This is a genomic window from Caballeronia sp. LZ043 (genome assembly GCF_031451075.1).
Lineage (GTDB): Bacteria > Pseudomonadota > Gammaproteobacteria > Burkholderiales > Burkholderiaceae > Caballeronia.
Genome location: NZ_JARUXT010000004.1, coordinates 1,299,953 through 1,316,261, shown reverse-complemented (window position 1 = coordinate 1,316,261; position 16,309 = coordinate 1,299,953). Strand labels below are relative to the sequence as shown.

The window sequence follows — 16,309 nt, the reverse complement described above, 5'->3', positions numbered from 1 at the left end:
TGGAGACGATGCATGAACGGTGACGAACCGCTCGCACGACGCGAGCCGCTGGAAATCGGCGGTTCCGTGTGGCTGACGAACGGGGCGGAAACGTTGGGCGGCGCATCGCGCATTGCGCTGCTTGCCGCGATCCGCGACGCCGGGTCGATCACGGCCGCCGCCAAGCGGATCGGCATGAGCTACAAGGCCGCATGGGACGCCGTCGACACGATGAACAACCTCGCCGGCGAGCCGCTCGTGACCACGTCGAGCGGCGGCCGCGGTGGTGGCGGCACGACGCTCACGCCGGCAGCGCTGCGGCTCATCGAGACTTATCGCGTGGTGGAGCGCGAGCATCGCAAATTTCTGCAACGGGCGGGCGCGGCGATCGCCGGCTTTGCCCATGACTGGCAACTGATCGGGAGACTGGGGATGAAAACAAGCGCACGCAATCAACTGGCAGGCAAGGTGACCAAGGTCACGCGCGGTGCCGTCAACGATGAAATCGAACTCGGCCTGCCGGGCGGCCAGACCATCGTCGCGGTCGTGACCCATGAAAGCACGCAGGCGCTTGGCCTGAAGGAAGGCAGCGACGCCTTCGCGCTGATCAAGGCATCGTGGGTGATGCTGATGGAAGACACGAACGCCAGGCTCTCGGCGCGCAATCAGCTGCGCGGCACGGTCAGCAACGTGACGAAAGGCGCGGTGAATGCGGAAGTGTCACTGACGCTCGACGGCGGCACCACCGTGACGGCGATCATCACCAACCAGAGCGCCGACACGCTGGGACTCGCGCAAGGTCAGAAGGCGGTGGCGGTGATCAAGGCGTCGAGCGTGATCATCGGCGTGAACGACTGAGCCTCTGATTTCGACTGAATCTCAGGCGGCGTCTGGATCCGTCGCCTGAACCTCCGTCCGATGCTCCGGCGCACGCGGGCGTTTCACCTTCCAGCTGGCTCGCACATAGGGCCGTGCATGGCCCGACAAACCGAGGGCGATCTCGGTGATCCAGTGCTGCGTCGGCACCGGCACGCCGTGCAACGCGATGACGACCGCGGCGAAGCTCGCGGCCACGGGCATCGGCGCGAGCTTTCCGGGCTCGGCGCGCCACGCGAAGCGCACGAAAGCCAGCGCGACCACGGCGCCGAGCGCGCACCCCGCGACGACCTCCGACACCGAATGAGCGTCGAGCACCACGCGCGATACGCCCACGGCCAGCCCCAGCAGCAATCCGGCTGCGACGCCGAGCGCCCGCAGCGAATTCCGCGCGGGCAGCAGCGCGACGAAAACGGCCACCGGCAGCACCGACGTCGACATGAGCGCATGTCCACTGATGCCGGTGAAATCGAGATTGCGCATGCCGATTCCCCAGCCGATGAATGCGATCTTGCTCAGTGCGACCAGGCCGCTTGCGGTGCCAAGCAGCGCGAGCCATGCGCCCGCGTATTTCCAGCGATAGCCGAGCGCGAGCCACGCGGCAATGATGAGCGCGACCGGACCCATCACGCCGACACTGCCGAGCGCGGTGATCCAGTACCAGACGGAAACGGGAAGCTCCATGGACATTGATGGCTTGGGAATAGGGGTTGCTGCAGCGCGGTAGCCGACGGCTTGCACTGCCATCTCCTGTGTTGGCAGGCTAATCCTCAGCAGTATAACTGCCTGCTGCCGTACGCAATTATGTGACAACGTAGGCCGCGTTTACGGGTTACATCGCGTAACTTTCGTTTATTTTTCGCTATTTTGTTGAATTGCTGTTAATTCGTCCCGATATGTCATGCGTGGACGAGCGATCGCTCGGGCAAAAGATGTTATTGTGCATTGCACAACCCGGCGTGGAACTCCTGCTCGCGCCGTTCGATTGCCAGTTTCCAGAGGACCCAGCCGAATGTCGAAAAGCCTTACCAAGCTCTGGCTGCGCGGCTTGAGACGCCTGGTCGCCAGCCACGTTGAAGCGGTTCACGCTCCCAAGCCACGGACCAAACCCAAGGCCAAGCCCACGCCCACGCGGGCCAAGACCGTCAAGTCGAAACTTCAGTCGGGCGCGGCCGCCAAGGCGTCGTCGCCGCGTACCGGCACGCGCCCGGCCGCGCGCGAGTCGCGGGTGCGGCCGCGTGCGTCGGCCTGGGCGCGTGGGAAGTGGGCGCGCTCCTACCATTCGGCGCCACCGACTTCGGCTGGCCGGCTGGTGAATCACTTGTCATACGCGCTCTATCTGCCGCCGAACGAAAGCGCCGAGCGGATGCCGCTCGTCGTCATGTTGCACGGCTGTAAGCAGAACGCAGACGAGTTCGCCCAAGGCACGCGCATCAATCTCCTCGCCGATAAATACGGCTTCGCGGTGCTGTATCCGGAGCAGTCGAAGCACGAGCATGCGCATCGCTGCTGGCATTGGTACGACGACTCGGGCGGCGGCGGTGGCGGCGAGGCGGCTTCCGTGATCTCGCTCATTGACGCCATCGTCGCGGAGCACGATCTCGACGAAGAGCGCGTCTACGTTGCCGGGATGTCGGCCGGGGCGGGACTTGCCGCGCTGCTCGCGATCCGCCATCCGCAGATGTTCGCGGCGGTCGGGCTGCATTCCGGCGTGGTATTCGGCGAGGCGCATTCGGCCATCGGCGCGATGGATGTCATGCGCCGCGGCAGCCGCACGGATCCGGTCGCCTTGATCGATGCCGCCGTCGACGTTCGCGAGTACCCCGGCATGCCGGCGATCATCGTGCATGGCGAGCTGGATTCTGTCGTCACGGCCGCGAATGCCGAACAGTTGACCCGGCAGTTCTTGCGGCTGAACGGTTTCATTGATGCTGAAGGCAACCGCCGTGCGGGCGAAGTCCGCGAAGAGAAACTCGCCGACGGCGTGATCAGCGATTACGTCAAGAACGGCCGTCGGGTCGTGAAGACGTCGATTGTGCGCGGACTCGGCCATGCATGGGCCGGCGGCGATGACACCGTGGCCTTCCATTCATCGAAAGGGCCGGATTCAGCCGCCGTGATGTGGGAATTTTTCAAGCACCAGCGACGCTCCGGCGAGGCTGCCAGCAAGGCCCGCGTGGCGTAACGGGCGTCGAAGTGTCGCAAAATTGTGTTTGAGATCAGAGATTTATTTTGTCGGGGCTGGCGCTGGATCAGGGATTACCCTATAATCGCTTCATAGGTAGTAACCCTAGTATCCCAGCGAGGCCCACCATGTTCCTGCTCAGCCGCATTTTCCTGTTCCTGACCAAGTCTGCCGACCAGCGTGACCGCGAGCGCGACGACGCCTATCTCGCCGAAGCCACGGATGTCTACGATCTCGAATATCGTATGAAGAAGCTGGACCAGCGAGTCAAGACGCGTCATCCGCAGTGGATGTCGAACTAAGTCTCTGACTTGAGTTGTTCGCCGGATTATCTTCCGGCAGCAACGCATAAAAAAGCCGGCTCATTTGCTTGAGCCGGCTTTTTCTCGTCCCGAATTTTTGCGCGTGTCGTTCTAGACCTTGGGGGCGTCGGAGGTGTCCGGGATATCCGGCGTATCCGGCGACTGCACGCCGAAGCAGCCGCGATACGTGGCGTAGAACGAGCAATACAGCGCGGTAGTGACAAGAATCGACGCCGGCATCAGCACCGCCAATGCCATCTCCTGCCCGGCGCCGAGCGCCTGCATCAATGCGGTGAGGCCGAACGACACCGCAAGCGCAATGCAAATCCACAACACGCCGTAATAGACGAACGCCCCACGGTTGCGCCAGCACGACACCAGGCTGAAGAACAACGCCTTGGCGGGCGGCACGTCGTGCCATGCGACAAGAATCGGTGCGAACCAGAACAGCATCGCGAACGGGATGTAGCACACCAGCGCAACGAGCACCGCTAGCGGACTGAAACTCGCCGCGACAGTTTCGGGGTCGCCGGCGGGCGCGTCGCCCATCATGAGGTTCAGCAGCGTGCCGCCGTCCACCAGCGCCGACACCGCGAAGATCACGGCCATCGCCACGACATACAACGCGCCGAGCGCGAGCAACCGGCGCGCAACGACGCTCCCGTACGAGCGGAAGCCGTCGACGAGCACGGTCGGCCAGACGGGTTTGCCGGCAATCGTGTTGCGGCATGCCGCCATGAAGCCGACCGCCACGCCCGGAATGAACAGGAGCGGCAGCACCGGCCCGATCAGCGGCACGCGCGAAATCAGCGTCATCACGAACAAATAGGCGAAGAACACCGTGAGAAACGCAAAGGGATTGCGGCGAAACAGCCAGATTCCCTGGCGGAACCACACGTAGCCGGTCTTGGCGGGGACTTCGATGAGTCGCATAGAGAGGATTAGCCTTGTGCGGATGGAGCAGCAGCCTGGACGCGCGCGCGCAGGATGCGTTCGAAATGACCCGGATCGTGCGCGTTCAGCATCTGCGCTTCACGCGGCCGATGAAAATCATGCAGGCGCGACACCCAAAACCGCATCGCGCCTGCGCGCAGCATGTCGTTCCAGTGACGCTCCTCGGCGGGCGTGAACGGCCGCACGGTCTGATACGCGCGCAGCAACGCATCGACACGCGCGGCATCCAGCGCGCCCGTCGCGAGATCCGTGCACCAGTCGTTGACGGTCACGGCAACGTCGAACAGCCATTTGTCGACGCCCGCGAAATAGAAGTCGAAGAAGCCGCCGAGACGCGCATGTTCGAGCCCCGGCGCGAACAGCACATTGTCGCGGAACAAGTCGCAATGACACGGGCCGCCGGGCAACGCCGCGTAATCCGCGGAGCCGAAGAACGCCGCCTGCCAGGCCAGTTCGCCCTCGAACAACTCGCGCTGCTCATGGCTCAGGAATTCAACGATCGACGGCGCCTTCTCCTGCCACCACGACAGGCTGCGCAGATTCGGCTGATGCTGCGGGAAATCGCGTCCGGCAAGATGCAGGCGCGCAAGCATCTGCCCGACCTCGATGCAATGCGCGGGCGACGGCGCAAGTTCAGGCGCGCCGTCCAGTTTCGTGACCACCGAAGCGGGCTTGCCATGCAGCATGCCGAACAGCGTGCCGTCACGGCGCGGCATCGGATCGGGCACGGGCACGCGATGCGAGGCCAGATGACGCATCAGATCGAGATAGAACGGCAACTGCGTGGCGCTCAGATTCTCGAAGATCGTCAGCACGAATTCGCCGCGCGTGGTCGTGAGAAAGAAGTTGCTGTTTTCGATACCGGACTGGATACCGCGCAATTCGACGACATCGCCGAGATCGTAGTCTTGCAGCCAGTCGCCGAGCTCGGCGTGGGTGACGGGGGTAAAGACGGCCATGCAGGGAAGCGTCGGTCAGGTTGGACGGCCCGGAGCGGGCCTGTGAAGATCGGCGCGGCCTGTCGGACGCCGCGCCGCGAGACCGCGACTCGCATTCGTAGCGAGTCCGGCGCGATCAGAAAAGATCAGTAACGCAGGTTGATCGATGGCAGGCGGGTGCTGGCCTTGCCGTTGTCGCGTACTTGCGGCGAGGTATCGGCGGGCGAGCTCATCTGGTAACGCGTGCCGAAGTTGGAACGCACGTCGATCTCGACCGGCTTGCCCTTGTCGCGGAACTCGGTGATTTCAGTGCCGTTCGTGCTCAGTTCGTGAAAGCTCGGCGTGCGCGGCGGCGAGATTTCGACTTTCGAGCTGACATTGGCCGGCGGGCGGTTGATGGCTTTCAGATCCGGAAGTCCCGCTGCTTCTTCCGGCGACATTTTCTGCGTGGCGGGTTGCGGCTCGATTTGAGCGGCTTGCGGCGCCGGCTGCGCGACTGCGCCGAGGCTTGCGGCGGCGAGGACTGCCGCGACGGCGGCGCAAAGGTGCAGCTTCATGATGGTTCTCCAGGCGATGGCCGGATTCTAGCAAAAAGCCTTGCCGAATCAGTGGAACGCCTTATTGTGCGCCGGTTTTCAGCATTTCGACGTGGCGCCGAAAAAACACTGTTGCACGGTGTGATTGCACGCACTCACGTGATCAGGGGCTTCATGGATCGGGCATTCTTCCGTGTTAATGTCGATTCATCGAGGGCATCAAAAAAAGACACAAGATCATGACAAACGACCGGACTCAAAGCACCCAGGGCACGCCTGCCAACGACTTCCCGACCGAATCCTTCGAAGATCCCGTCGCGGCCGTCACGCGGCTTTCCGCCATCTACGAAGCCAACACCGCATTCCTGCGCGATGCGTTCGCGCGCTATCGACGCAATGAGCAGTTCACGCATCGTGTGCGTGCGTGTTATCCGTTCGTGCGCGTGCGAACCGAGTGGAATACGCAGATCGATTCACGCCGCTCGTATGGTTTCGTCGCCGGGCCGGGCATTTATGAAACGACGCTCACGCGCCCCGACCTGTTCGGCGATTATTATCGCGAGCAGTTGCGCCTGCTCGCGAAGAATCATCATGTAGGCATTGAAGTGGGCGTGTCGGCGCAGCCGATTCCGATTCACTTCGCATTCGCCGAAGGCATTCATCTCGAAGGCGATCTGGACCGCGACCGTCTGCTCGCGATGCGCAATATCTTCGACACGCCGGACCTCGCGCTGCTCGACGACCGCATCGTCAACGGCACCTTCGAGCCCGGTCCTGGCGAGCCGCATCCGCTCGCGTTGTTCACGGCGGCGCGCGTGGACTTCTCGTTGCACCGGCTGCGCCACTACACCGCGACCTCGCCGACGCATTTCCAGAACTACGTGCTGTACACGAACTACCAGTTCTATATCGACGAATTCGTGAAGCTCGGCCGCACGATGATGTCGCGTGCCGACGACGAAGCCACGCGCGCCTATCGCAGCGAGTATTCGTCGTTCGTCGAACCCGGCGACGTCGTCACGTATAACGCGAACCTCGGCGAACAGCCCGAGGAGGGCTCGGCCCCCGCGCGCCTGCCGCAGATGCCCGCGTATCACCTGAAGCGCGCGGACGGCAGCGGCATCACGATGGTGAACATCGGCGTGGGACCGTCGAACGCGAAGACGATCACGGACCATATCGCGGTGCTGCGCCCGCATGCGTGGATCATGCTTGGACATTGCGCGGGGCTGCGCAATACGCAGCGGCTCGGCGACTACGTGCTCGCCCACGGTTACGTGCGTGAAGATCACGTGCTCGATGACGACCTGCCGCTGTGGGTGCCGGTGCCGGCACTGGCGGAAGTGCAGGTGGCGCTGGAGAAGGCGGTCGCGCAGGTGACGCGGCTCGAAGGCACCGACCTGAAGCGCGTGATGCGCACGGGCACGGTGGCGAGCGTGGATAACCGCAACTGGGAACTGCGCGATCATCGCGAGCCGGTACGGCGGCTGTCGCAGAGCCGGGCCGTTGCGCTCGACATGGAAAGCGCGACGATCGCCGCCAACGGCTTCCGCTTCCGCGTGCCGTACGGGACGCTGTTATGCGTGTCGGACAAGCCGCTGCATGGCGAACTGAAGCTGCCCGGCATGGCTGACCAGTTCTATCGCGCGCAGGTGGATCAGCATCTGCAGATCGGCGTGAAGGCGATGGAGTTGCTGCGCATGAACGGGCTGTCGCAATTGCACAGCCGCAAGCTGCGCAGCTTCGCCGAAGTGGCGTTCCAGTAAGTCAGAAGCGTTGCATCGGGGCGAGCGGCGCTCGCCCCGCCACCCCTCTCACAGATAGAACATCCGGTCTTCGTCCGACTTGCCTTCGGCGGGCTGTTCGGGCGCGTCCTCGCGGTCTTCATAGAAGCGCAGCACCGCGTCGAGCACCTGATCGGGATCGTCGATGACCTGCATCAGGTCGAGATCCTTCTCGCCGATCACGCCATTGGTCAGCAGCGTCTTCTTGAACCAGTCGAGCAGGCCGGCCCAGAACTCCGCACCGACCAGCACGATGGGCACATGGCGCGACTTCTTCGTCTGGATGAGCGTGAGGACTTCGGCGAGTTCGTCGAGTGTGCCGAAGCCGCCCGGCATCACCACGACCGCGTCCGAGTTCTTCACGAACGTGACCTTGCGCGTGAAGAAGTGACGGAAGCGCAGCGAGATGTCCTGCCATTGATTGCCGGACTGTTCATGCGGCAATTCGATGTTGAGACCGACCGAAGGCGACTTGCCCGCGTGCGCGCCCTTGTTGGCCGCTTCCATGATGCCCGGGCCGCCGCCCGAGATCACGGCGAAGCCCGCATCGGAGAACTTCTGCGCGATTTCAATGGTGCGCTGATAGTACGGCGACTCGGGTTTGAGACGGGCCGAACCATAGATGCTGATGGCAGGCCGGATCTCCGAGAGGTACTCGGTCGCCTCGATAAACTCTGCCATAATCGTGAACATCTGCCACGATGCGCGAGCCTTCTTGGCTGTCGCGCGCTCTTGATCTGCGAGCGATCGCAGACTCGGAATCACTTTTCTCTTGTTCATAATGCCTGAAGAACTCAGTCTTGAAGGTAAGACCCTGCTATTGGTCGACGGTTCTAGTTACTTGTACCGGGCCTACCATGCGATGCCTGACCTGCGAGGCCCCGACGGCGGTCCCACTGGCGCACTGTATGGAATGATCAACATGCTGCGGCGCTTGCGGCGCGAAATCAATGCAGAGTATAGCGCGTGCATTTTCGACGCCAAGGGCAAGACCTTCCGCGACGACTGGTACGCCGAGTACAAGGCCAACCGGCCCTCGATGCCGGAAGACCTCTCCAGGCAGATCGAACCCATTCACGTTGCCGTGCGCGCGCTTGGCTGGCCGCTCGTCATGATCGAGGGCGTCGAGGCCGACGACGTCATCGGCACGCTCGCCGTGCAGGCCGAGAAGCGCGGCATGAAGGTGATCGTCTCGACGGGCGACAAGGATCTGGCTCAGCTTGTGACGGATCATGTCACCCTCATCAATACGATGACCAACGAAACGCTCGACCGCGCCGGCGTGCAGGCCAAGTTCGGCGTGCCGCCCGAACGCATCGTCGACTATCTTTCTCTCATCGGCGATACGGTCGACAACGTGCCGGGCGTCGAGAAATGCGGACCCAAGACCGCGCTCAAGTGGCTCACGCAATACGACACCCTTGATGGCATCGTAGAACATGCGGGCGAGATCAAAGGTGCGGTAGGAGACAATCTGCGCAAGGCTCTGGACTTCCTGCCCATGGCCCGCAAGCTCGTTACCGTGCACACGGAATGCGATCTTGCCTCGCAGATCGAATCAATCGATGCCACGCTCGCCAGCCGTCCCGAATCACGCGACGAACTGCGCGACGTGTTCCTGCGTCATGGCTTCAAGACCTGGCTGCGCGAGATCGAAATCGCCGATGCCGTCGAAGGGCCGAGCGACACGCCGCCCGCCGAAGTCACGGAGATCGAGCATCACTACGAGACCGTGCAGACGTGGGAACAGTTCGATGCCTGGCTCAAGCGCATCAACGAAGCCGAGCTCACGTCGTTCGACAGCGAGACCACGTCGCTCGATCCGCTGACTGCGCAGATCGTCGGCATGTCGTTCTCGGTCGAGCCAGGTCATGCGGCTTATGTCCCGGTTGCGCATCGCGGGCCGGATGCGCCCGAGCAGTTGCCGCGCGACGAAGTGCTCGCGAAGCTCAAGCCGTGGCTCGAAGATGCATCGAAGAAGAAGGTCGGCCAGCATCTGAAGTACGACGAGCAGGTGCTCGCGAACTATGGCATCGAGATGCGCGGCGTCGAGCACGACACGCTGCTGCAATCGTACGTGCTGGAGTCGCACCGTCCACACGACATGGACAACCTCGCGCTGCGCCATCTCGGCGTGAAGACCATCAAGTACGAGGACGTCGCGGGCAAGGGCGCGGCGCAGATCGGCTTCGACGAAGTCCCGCTCGAACAGGCCGCGGCCTACGCCGCCGAAGACGCCGACATCACGCTGCGCCTGCATCGCGCGCTGTATCCGCAAGTGGCGCAGGAAGAAGGGCTGCTGCGGGTGTATCGCGACATCGAATTGCCCACGTCGCGCGTGCTGCGCAAGATGGAACGCAACGGCGTGCTGATCGACCGCGAGCGGCTCGATGCGCAGAGCAACGAGATCGCGAAGCGTCTCATCGATTTGCAGGCGCAGGCGTATGAGCTTGCGGGCGGCGAGTTCAATCTCGGTTCGCCGAAGCAGATCGGCCAGATCTTCTTTGAAAAGCTGCAATTGCCGATCGTGAAGAAGACGCCGAGCGGCGCGCCTTCCACCGACGAAGAAGTGCTGCAGAAGCTCGCCGAAGACTTTCCGCTGCCGAAGGTGCTGCTCGAACATCGCGGTCTGTCGAAGCTCAAGTCCACCTACACGGACAAACTGCCGCGCATGGTCAACGCCAACACCGGCCGCGTGCATACGAACTATGCACAGGCGGTCGCGGTGACGGGGCGGCTGTCGTCGAACGAACCGAACCTGCAGAACATCCCGGTGCGCACCGGCGAAGGACGCCGCATTCGTGAAGCGTTCATCGCGCCGCCGGGCCGCAAGATCGTGTCCGCGGATTATTCGCAGATCGAACTGCGCATCATGGCGCACATTTCCGGCGACGCCTCGTTGATGCGCGCGTTCAAGGAAGGCGAGGACGTGCATCGTGCGACCGCCTCGGAAGTGTTCAGCGTGACGCCGCTTGAAGTCGACAACGATCAGCGCCGCATCGCCAAGGTCATCAACTTCGGCCTGATCTACGGGATGAGCTCGTTCGGTCTGGCGTCGAATCTCGGCATCACGCGCGATGCGGCGAAGCTGTATATCGACCGGTACTTCGCGCGCTACCCGGGCGTCGCCGCCTACATGGAGAACACGCGTCTCGCCGCGAAGGCGCATGGCTTCGTCGAGACGGTCTTCGGCCGGCGTCTGTGGCTGCCCGAGATCAACGGCGGCAGCGGTCCGCGCCGGCAGGCAGCGGAACGCGCGGCCATCAATGCGCCGATGCAGGGCACCGCCGCCGACCTCATCAAGCTCTCGATGATCGCCGTGCAGGACTGGCTCGAAACCTCGGGCACCGGTGCGAAGATGATCATGCAGGTACACGATGAACTCGTGCTCGAAGTCCCGGAGGAAGCGCTCCCCGAAGTCAGGAAGCGCTTGCCTGAACTCATGTGCGGCGTCGCGCAGCTGAAGGTGCCGCTCGTCGCGGAAGTGGGCGTCGGCAACAACTGGGAAGAGGCGCACTGACGCCCTGAGCTTCATCGAGGCCTGCTGACACACGCCGCGCGAAGGCCTATGCTGCTTCGGATGCATATGCCCGGCATGTCATCGACGCGCTTGTGACTGTCATCGGGCCTCGCGCACAATCCGTTCATCGAGGAAACAAGCACGAACGAACACAACGGGCACGACAGCGGACCGGTTATAAAAGCACAGGGAGAGTTCCATGCATCGCTTCATCATCGTCGGCGGAGGGGCCGGCGGCCTCGAACTCGCGACGCGTCTCGGCGACCGCTTCGGCAGCACGGACAGCAAGACGCCGCCAAAAGCGCAGATCACACTGGTCGACCGCAATCCGACGCACATCTGGAAGCCGCTGCTGCATGAAGTCGCCGCCGGCAGCATGGACCCGTTCACGCAGGAACTCGAATACGCGGCGCAAGCCCTGTGGCATGGCTTCGAGTTCCAGCAGGGCGATCTGATCGGACTGGACCGCGCGAACCGGCGCATCAGGATCAGCGCGCTGCGCGACGAGGAAGCCGGCGAACTGCTGCCGGAACGCGACCTGGAGTACGACACGCTGGTCATCGCCATCGGCAGCACGACGCATTTCTTCGGCGTCGAGGGCGCACAAGCCAATTCCATCGCGCTCGATACCGTCGGCCAGGCCGAGCTTTTCCGCAAGCGCTTGATCGCGGCGTGCATTCGCGCCGAGCACGTCGCGCCCGAGCCGGTGGCCGCAGGCATCGACGAAGCCGAAGCCGAAGATCCGCCGGGCGTCGATCCGGTGCCGCGCATCCAGGTGGCGATCGTCGGCGCCGGCGCGACCGGGGTGGAATTGTCGGCGGAACTGCGCAACACGGCGCAGGTGCTGTCCGCCTACGGGCTGCACAAGCTCGACCCGAAACATGACATCGGCATCGTGTTGATCGAGGCAGGACCGCGCATCCTGCCTGCGCTGCAGGAGCGCGTCTCCACCGCGACCGCCGAACTGCTCACCAAGCTCGGCGTGAAGCTACTGACCGGCGAAACCGTCGCGCAGGTGGGCCGCGACTCGATCCACACGGCGAGCGGCAAGATGATTCGCGCGGACCTCACGGTGTGGGCGGCGGGCATCAAGGCGCCGGCCATCCTTGCCAACCTGGACGGCCTGCCGACCAACCGCCTCGGCCAGCTGAACGTGCGCCGCACGCTGCAAACCGAAATCGACGACAACATCTTCGCCCTCGGCGACTGCGCCGCGTGCCCGTGGCCCGGCAACGAGCGCAATGTCCCGCCGCGCGCGCAGGCCGCGCATCAGCAGGCGAGCTTTCTGTTCAAGTCGTTCGAGCGGCTGCTGCAGGGCAAGCCGCTGCCGGAGTACACGTATCGCGACTTCGGCTCGCTGGTGTCGCTCGGGCATTACAGCGCGGTCGGCAACCTGATGGGCGGGCTGATCGGCGGCAACATGCTGATCGAAGGGCTGTTCGCGCGCTTCATGTACATGTCGCTGTACCGGCTGCATGTCGCCGCGCTGCACGGCTATGCACGCATGGTGCTCGACACCGTCGCGCACTGGCTGCGCCGCTCCACCGCGCCGCGCGTGAAGCTGCATTGACGCTCACTGGTCTGGAATAGAAGCGCTGCGTCGTTCGTTCAAAGCTGTTTAGAATGAGCGGCGCGCTTTTCCGGAAGCGCACGTTCTTCGTCGTGCAGCGCCGCGCGGCGTGCAGCCTTGGGCACGCCGCGCGGTTTCAAGGATCCGTGCCGCGCATTGCCACCGCCATCGAGCGTGCAATGCGACGGCCTCGCCACGGGAGCCACGCATGCTAGACCCAGAAGTCGACAGCCTCATTCCGCACGTCCCGTTCAATCGCCGCAACTTCATCAAGGCAAGTATCGGCACCGGCTTCGCGGCCGCCGTGCTGCCGGTCTCCGCGCAGACCATCCACACCGACAGCGACGGCCTCGAAGCCGGCGCCATCGGCGTGCGGGGCGCGGACGGCACGCTCGTGCCGGCGTATCGCGCGCAGCCCAAGGGCAAGACGCATCTGCCGGTCATCATCGTCATTCATGAGATCTTCGGCGTGCACGAGCACATCGCCGACGTGTGCCGGCGCTTCGCGAAGCAGGGTTATCTGGCGATCGCGCCGGACCTCTACACGCGCCAGGGCGACGCCTCGGCCTACAAGTCGATGCAGCAGCTCAACGAACAACTCGTGTCGAAGGTACCGGACGCGCAGGTGATCTCGGACATCGACCAGACCGTCAAGTGGGCGGGCGAGCATGGCGGCGATCCGAAGCGTGTGGGCATCGTCGGGTTCTGCTGGGGCGGGCGCATCTCGTGGTTGTACGCGGAGCACAATCCGTCGCTCAAGGCGGCGGTCGCTTTCTATGGACGGCTCGTCGGCAACAAGACGGAGAACACGCCGAGCAATCCGCTCGATCTCGCCAGCGGGCTCAAGGTGCCGGTGCTCGGGCTGTATGGCCGGCAGGACCAGAGCATTCCGCAGGACACCATCGAGCAGATGAAGCAGGCGCTCGCCAACGATCCGCCGCCCGCCCGCAACTCGCAGTTCGTCGTGTACGACGACGCCCCGCACGCGTTCTTTGCCGATTACCGGCCGAGCTATCGCAAGGCGGACGCGGAAGACGCCTGGAAGCGCGCGCTCGCGTGGTTCCGCGAGCACGGCGTCCGGTAAGGCGTCTCAGGGCTTCGCGCCGGTCGCGACGGGCCTGCCCGGATCGGCGCTCCACTCGCTCCACGAGCCGGGATAGAGCGCGGCGCCGTGCAGCCCGGCGATTTCCATTGCAATGGCGTTGTGACACGCCGTCACGCCCGAGCCGCATTGCAGCACGATGCGGTCGGGCGAGGTCGCGCCGATCAGCGTGCCGAAGGCCTCGCGCAGGTCGTGCGCGGTCTTGAAGCGGCCATCGGCGTTCAGGTTGTCCTTGAAGAAGTGATTCAGCGCGCCCGGAATGTGGCCGCCGACGGGATCGAGCGTTTCGTTCTCGCCGCGATAGCGGTCGGCGGCGCGGGCATCGATCAGCAGGTGATCACGCGTGCCGATGCTGCGCTCGATCGCCGCGGCATCGATGGTCACCTGCAGCGGCGCCGCCGCCTTGAACGTACCCTGCGTGCGCGCCGGCACGGCGGTCTCCAGCGGCTGTCCGGCGGCTTCCCAGGCGTTCAGCCCGCCGTCGAGCAGCGCGACGGAATCGTGTCCCAGCCAGCGCAGCAGCCACCAGAGACGCGCCGCATACATGCCGCCCTGCGCGTCATAGGCGACGACCTGGCGTCCTTCGTCCAGTCCGAAGCTCGCCAGTTTTTCGACGAGCGCCGCGCGCTCGGGTAACGGGTGCCGTCCGTTCGAGCCGGTTTTCGCGCCCGACAGGTCGCGATCGAGATGCAGGTAATGCGCGCCGGGAATGTGACCGGCGGCGTAGGCGGCCGCGCCTGCTTCGGGCGCGGCGAGGTCGAAGCGGCAGTCGAAGACCAGCACGCTGCCGGGCGCGGCCGCGTGCCGGTCGGCGAGGTTCGCGGCGGAGATGAGCGTGGTGTAGTGGGTGTGCTGCATGGCGGCTCCTGGAGCGACGCTCGTTTGGCGAGGGGAGTTGTCAGTCTAAACACACATGGGGTGGGTCGTCACCGGTCCAGGGACAAAGCGGCGCGGATCTTGCGGCTGCGTCCGGTATTCATACGACGGAGGCTTCAATGAAAACAACCAAACTGCGGGTTCTGCTGGCGACGGCGACCGTACTGGCCGCTCACACCGCATTCGCCGATACCCCCGGCGCGGACTGGATGCCGAAGGAACAGGCCATTCAGAAGCTGAGCCAACAGGGCTATGCCAACGCCTATCTGAAGGCCGATGACGGTCATTGGGAAGGCGAGGCCACCAAGGGCGGGCGGATCTACGAACTGCACGTCGATCCCCATTCAGGTGCAATCACGAAGAGCGAACCGAAGCACTGAAGCCAGACCGCGCGGCTGCCCTTAGTCCGCGCAGAAAGCAAATGGCCCGACCGGCTTGCACCGGTCGGGCCATTCGTCATTCTGAAGCTTGCGTCGCGACCTTCAGATCGTCCCGAGCTGATGCCGCAGGAATTCATGGAAATGCTGCATGCCGGATTCCATCGGGCTCTGGTACGGACCGACCTGGTTCTCCCCGCGTGACATGAGTGCGTGGCGGCCGGCGTCCATGCGTTCGGCGATCTCGTCGTCCTCGCGCGCGGTTTCCATGTAGGCGGCGCGCTCGGCCTCGATGAACTCGCGTTCGAACAGCGCGATTTCCTCGGGGTAATAGAACTCGACGATGTTCCGCGTCTTCTGCGTGCCCTCCGGGATCAGCCACGACACGACCAGCACGTGCGGATACCACTCGATCATCAGGCCGGGGTAATACACCATCCAGATCGCGCCGAACTCGGGCGGCGTGCCGTTGCGGAAGCGCAGGACTTCGTCGTGCCACTTGCGATACGTCGGGCTGCCCGGCTTCTCGAGATTCTTGTGGACGCCGACTGTCTGGACGCTGTACCAGTCGCCGAATTCCCATTCGAGGTTGTCGCACGACACGAAGCTGCCGAGTCCCGGATGGAACGGCGCGACGTGATAGTCCTCGAGATAGACCTCGATGAAGCTCTTCCAGTTGTAGTTGCACTCATGCACTTCAACGTGATCGAACATGAAATTCGAGAAGTTGAAATGCCGGGCGGTGCCAAGCCTGGCGAGATCCGCAGCGACGTTGCGGCCCTCCGATTCGAACAGCAGCCCCTGCCAGTTCTGCAGCGGGGTCTTGCCGAGGTTGAGGCAGGGCTTGTCCGCGAAATGCGGTGCGCCGAGCAGCTGACCGTCGAGGTCATAGGTCCAGCGGTGCAGCGGGCAGACGATGTTGTCCGCGCTGCCGCGGCCATTGAGCATGATGGCCTGACGATGGCGGCACACGTTCGACAGCAATTCGATATTGTTCTGCTGATTACGAACGAGCACGCGCCCTTCGCCTTCACCCGGAAGCGCGAAATAGTTTCCCGCTTCCGGCACCATGAGTTCGTGCCCGATATAGCGTGGACCCTGCTTGAAAAGTATGTCGAGTTCGCGCGTAAGAAGCGCTTCGTCAAAGTAAGCCGTGACTGGCAGTTGGCTATGAACAGCCTTGAGCTGCAATGCATTGCTCAGATTGGACATTCCCACTCCCGATGAAAACGTGAAAGCAGTGAACAACCCAACCATCGATGGATTCGATTTAGGGAGCCCGCGATTATACCGAAATCCCCCTCTTTGGG

At 63.7% G+C, this 16,309-nt stretch carries 15 protein-coding genes; 8 read left to right on the top strand and 7 right to left on the bottom strand.

All coding sequences use genetic code 11. The features are described from left to right. Positions 1-12: 12 nt before the first annotated feature. A complete protein-coding gene (locus QCE64_RS33580) occupies positions 13-837 on the top strand; it encodes a TOBE domain-containing protein (protein ID WP_310008445.1) in 825 nt (274 codons plus the stop codon). A 21-nt stretch (positions 838-858) separates the two neighbouring features. Here QCE64_RS33580 and QCE64_RS33575 read toward each other — a convergent pair whose 3' ends face one another. After that, entirely contained in the window at positions 859-1,545 is a 687-nt protein-coding gene (locus tag QCE64_RS33575; protein WP_309935270.1) for a phosphatase PAP2 family protein, read from the bottom strand. A gap of 322 nt (positions 1,546-1,867) precedes the next feature. On the opposite strand from QCE64_RS33575, the gene QCE64_RS33570 reads away from it, so the two are divergent. Beyond that, entirely contained in the window at positions 1,868-3,040 is a 1,173-nt protein-coding gene (locus QCE64_RS33570; RefSeq protein ID WP_310008647.1) for a PHB depolymerase family esterase, read from the top strand. 128 nt (positions 3,041-3,168) lie between these two features. Next, positions 3,169-3,342, top strand: a complete 174-nt coding sequence (locus QCE64_RS33565) for a DUF3563 family protein (protein WP_309821089.1) — start codon at positions 3,169-3,171, stop codon at positions 3,340-3,342. Between the two features lie 111 nt (positions 3,343-3,453). Here the strand turns inward: QCE64_RS33565 and QCE64_RS33560 are convergent, their stop codons facing one another. The 3 genes from QCE64_RS33560 to QCE64_RS33550 form a co-directional block, all read right to left on the bottom strand. Beyond that, complete coding sequence (locus tag QCE64_RS33560; protein WP_309935269.1) at positions 3,454-4,275, bottom strand: BPSS1780 family membrane protein; 822 nt, start codon at positions 4,273-4,275, stop codon at positions 3,454-3,456. Positions 4,276-4,283: 8 nt separating this feature from the next. Beyond that, positions 4,284-5,255, bottom strand: coding sequence for a homoserine kinase (locus QCE64_RS33555; RefSeq protein WP_309927170.1), 972 nt, complete (start codon positions 5,253-5,255; stop codon positions 4,284-4,286). A gap of 125 nt (positions 5,256-5,380) precedes the next feature. Further along, positions 5,381-5,791: a hypothetical protein gene (locus tag QCE64_RS33550; RefSeq protein ID WP_309927168.1), complete on the bottom strand. Its 411-nt coding sequence runs from the start codon at positions 5,789-5,791 to the stop codon at positions 5,381-5,383. Positions 5,792-6,009: 218 nt separating this feature from the next. On the opposite strand from QCE64_RS33550, the gene QCE64_RS33545 reads away from it, so the two are divergent. Further along, a complete protein-coding gene (locus QCE64_RS33545) occupies positions 6,010-7,536 on the top strand; it encodes an AMP nucleosidase (RefSeq protein WP_309927167.1) in 1,527 nt (508 codons plus the stop codon). Positions 7,537-7,584: 48 nt separating this feature from the next. Here QCE64_RS33545 and QCE64_RS33540 read toward each other — a convergent pair whose 3' ends face one another. Beyond that, entirely contained in the window at positions 7,585-8,334 is a 750-nt protein-coding gene (locus QCE64_RS33540) for a TIGR00730 family Rossman fold protein (RefSeq protein ID WP_309821083.1), read from the bottom strand. 1 nt (position 8,335) lies between these two features. Here QCE64_RS33540 and polA point away from each other — a divergent pair, with 1 nt between their 5' ends. From polA to QCE64_RS33525, 3 genes are all read left to right on the top strand, one after another. After that, positions 8,336-11,074, top strand: a complete 2,739-nt coding sequence (gene polA, locus QCE64_RS33535) for a DNA polymerase I (RefSeq protein WP_310008443.1) — start codon at positions 8,336-8,338, stop codon at positions 11,072-11,074. Between the two features lie 199 nt (positions 11,075-11,273). Continuing rightward, positions 11,274-12,644: an NAD(P)/FAD-dependent oxidoreductase gene (locus tag QCE64_RS33530; RefSeq protein WP_309927163.1), complete on the top strand. Its 1,371-nt coding sequence runs from the start codon at positions 11,274-11,276 to the stop codon at positions 12,642-12,644. Between the two features lie 208 nt (positions 12,645-12,852). Then, a complete protein-coding gene (locus tag QCE64_RS33525; RefSeq protein WP_309821080.1) occupies positions 12,853-13,728 on the top strand; it encodes a dienelactone hydrolase family protein in 876 nt (291 codons plus the stop codon). A 6-nt stretch (positions 13,729-13,734) separates the two neighbouring features. On the opposite strand, the gene QCE64_RS33520 is transcribed toward QCE64_RS33525, so the two are convergent. Further along, entirely contained in the window at positions 13,735-14,604 is an 870-nt protein-coding gene (locus tag QCE64_RS33520) for a sulfurtransferase (RefSeq protein ID WP_309927160.1), read from the bottom strand. Positions 14,605-14,741: 137 nt separating this feature from the next. Between QCE64_RS33520 and QCE64_RS33515 the strand changes: the two genes are divergently transcribed. After that, positions 14,742-15,002 carry a PepSY domain-containing protein gene (locus QCE64_RS33515; RefSeq protein ID WP_309935261.1) on the top strand — a complete coding sequence of 87 codons (261 nt, stop codon included), beginning with the start codon at positions 14,742-14,744 and terminating at the stop codon, positions 15,000-15,002. A gap of 102 nt (positions 15,003-15,104) precedes the next feature. On the opposite strand, the gene QCE64_RS33510 is transcribed toward QCE64_RS33515, so the two are convergent. Next, positions 15,105-16,211 (bottom strand): aromatic ring-hydroxylating dioxygenase subunit alpha, encoded by a 1,107-nt coding sequence (locus QCE64_RS33510; RefSeq protein ID WP_310008441.1) that lies wholly within the window; start codon positions 16,209-16,211, stop codon positions 15,105-15,107. Positions 16,212-16,309: the final 98 nt, after the last annotated feature.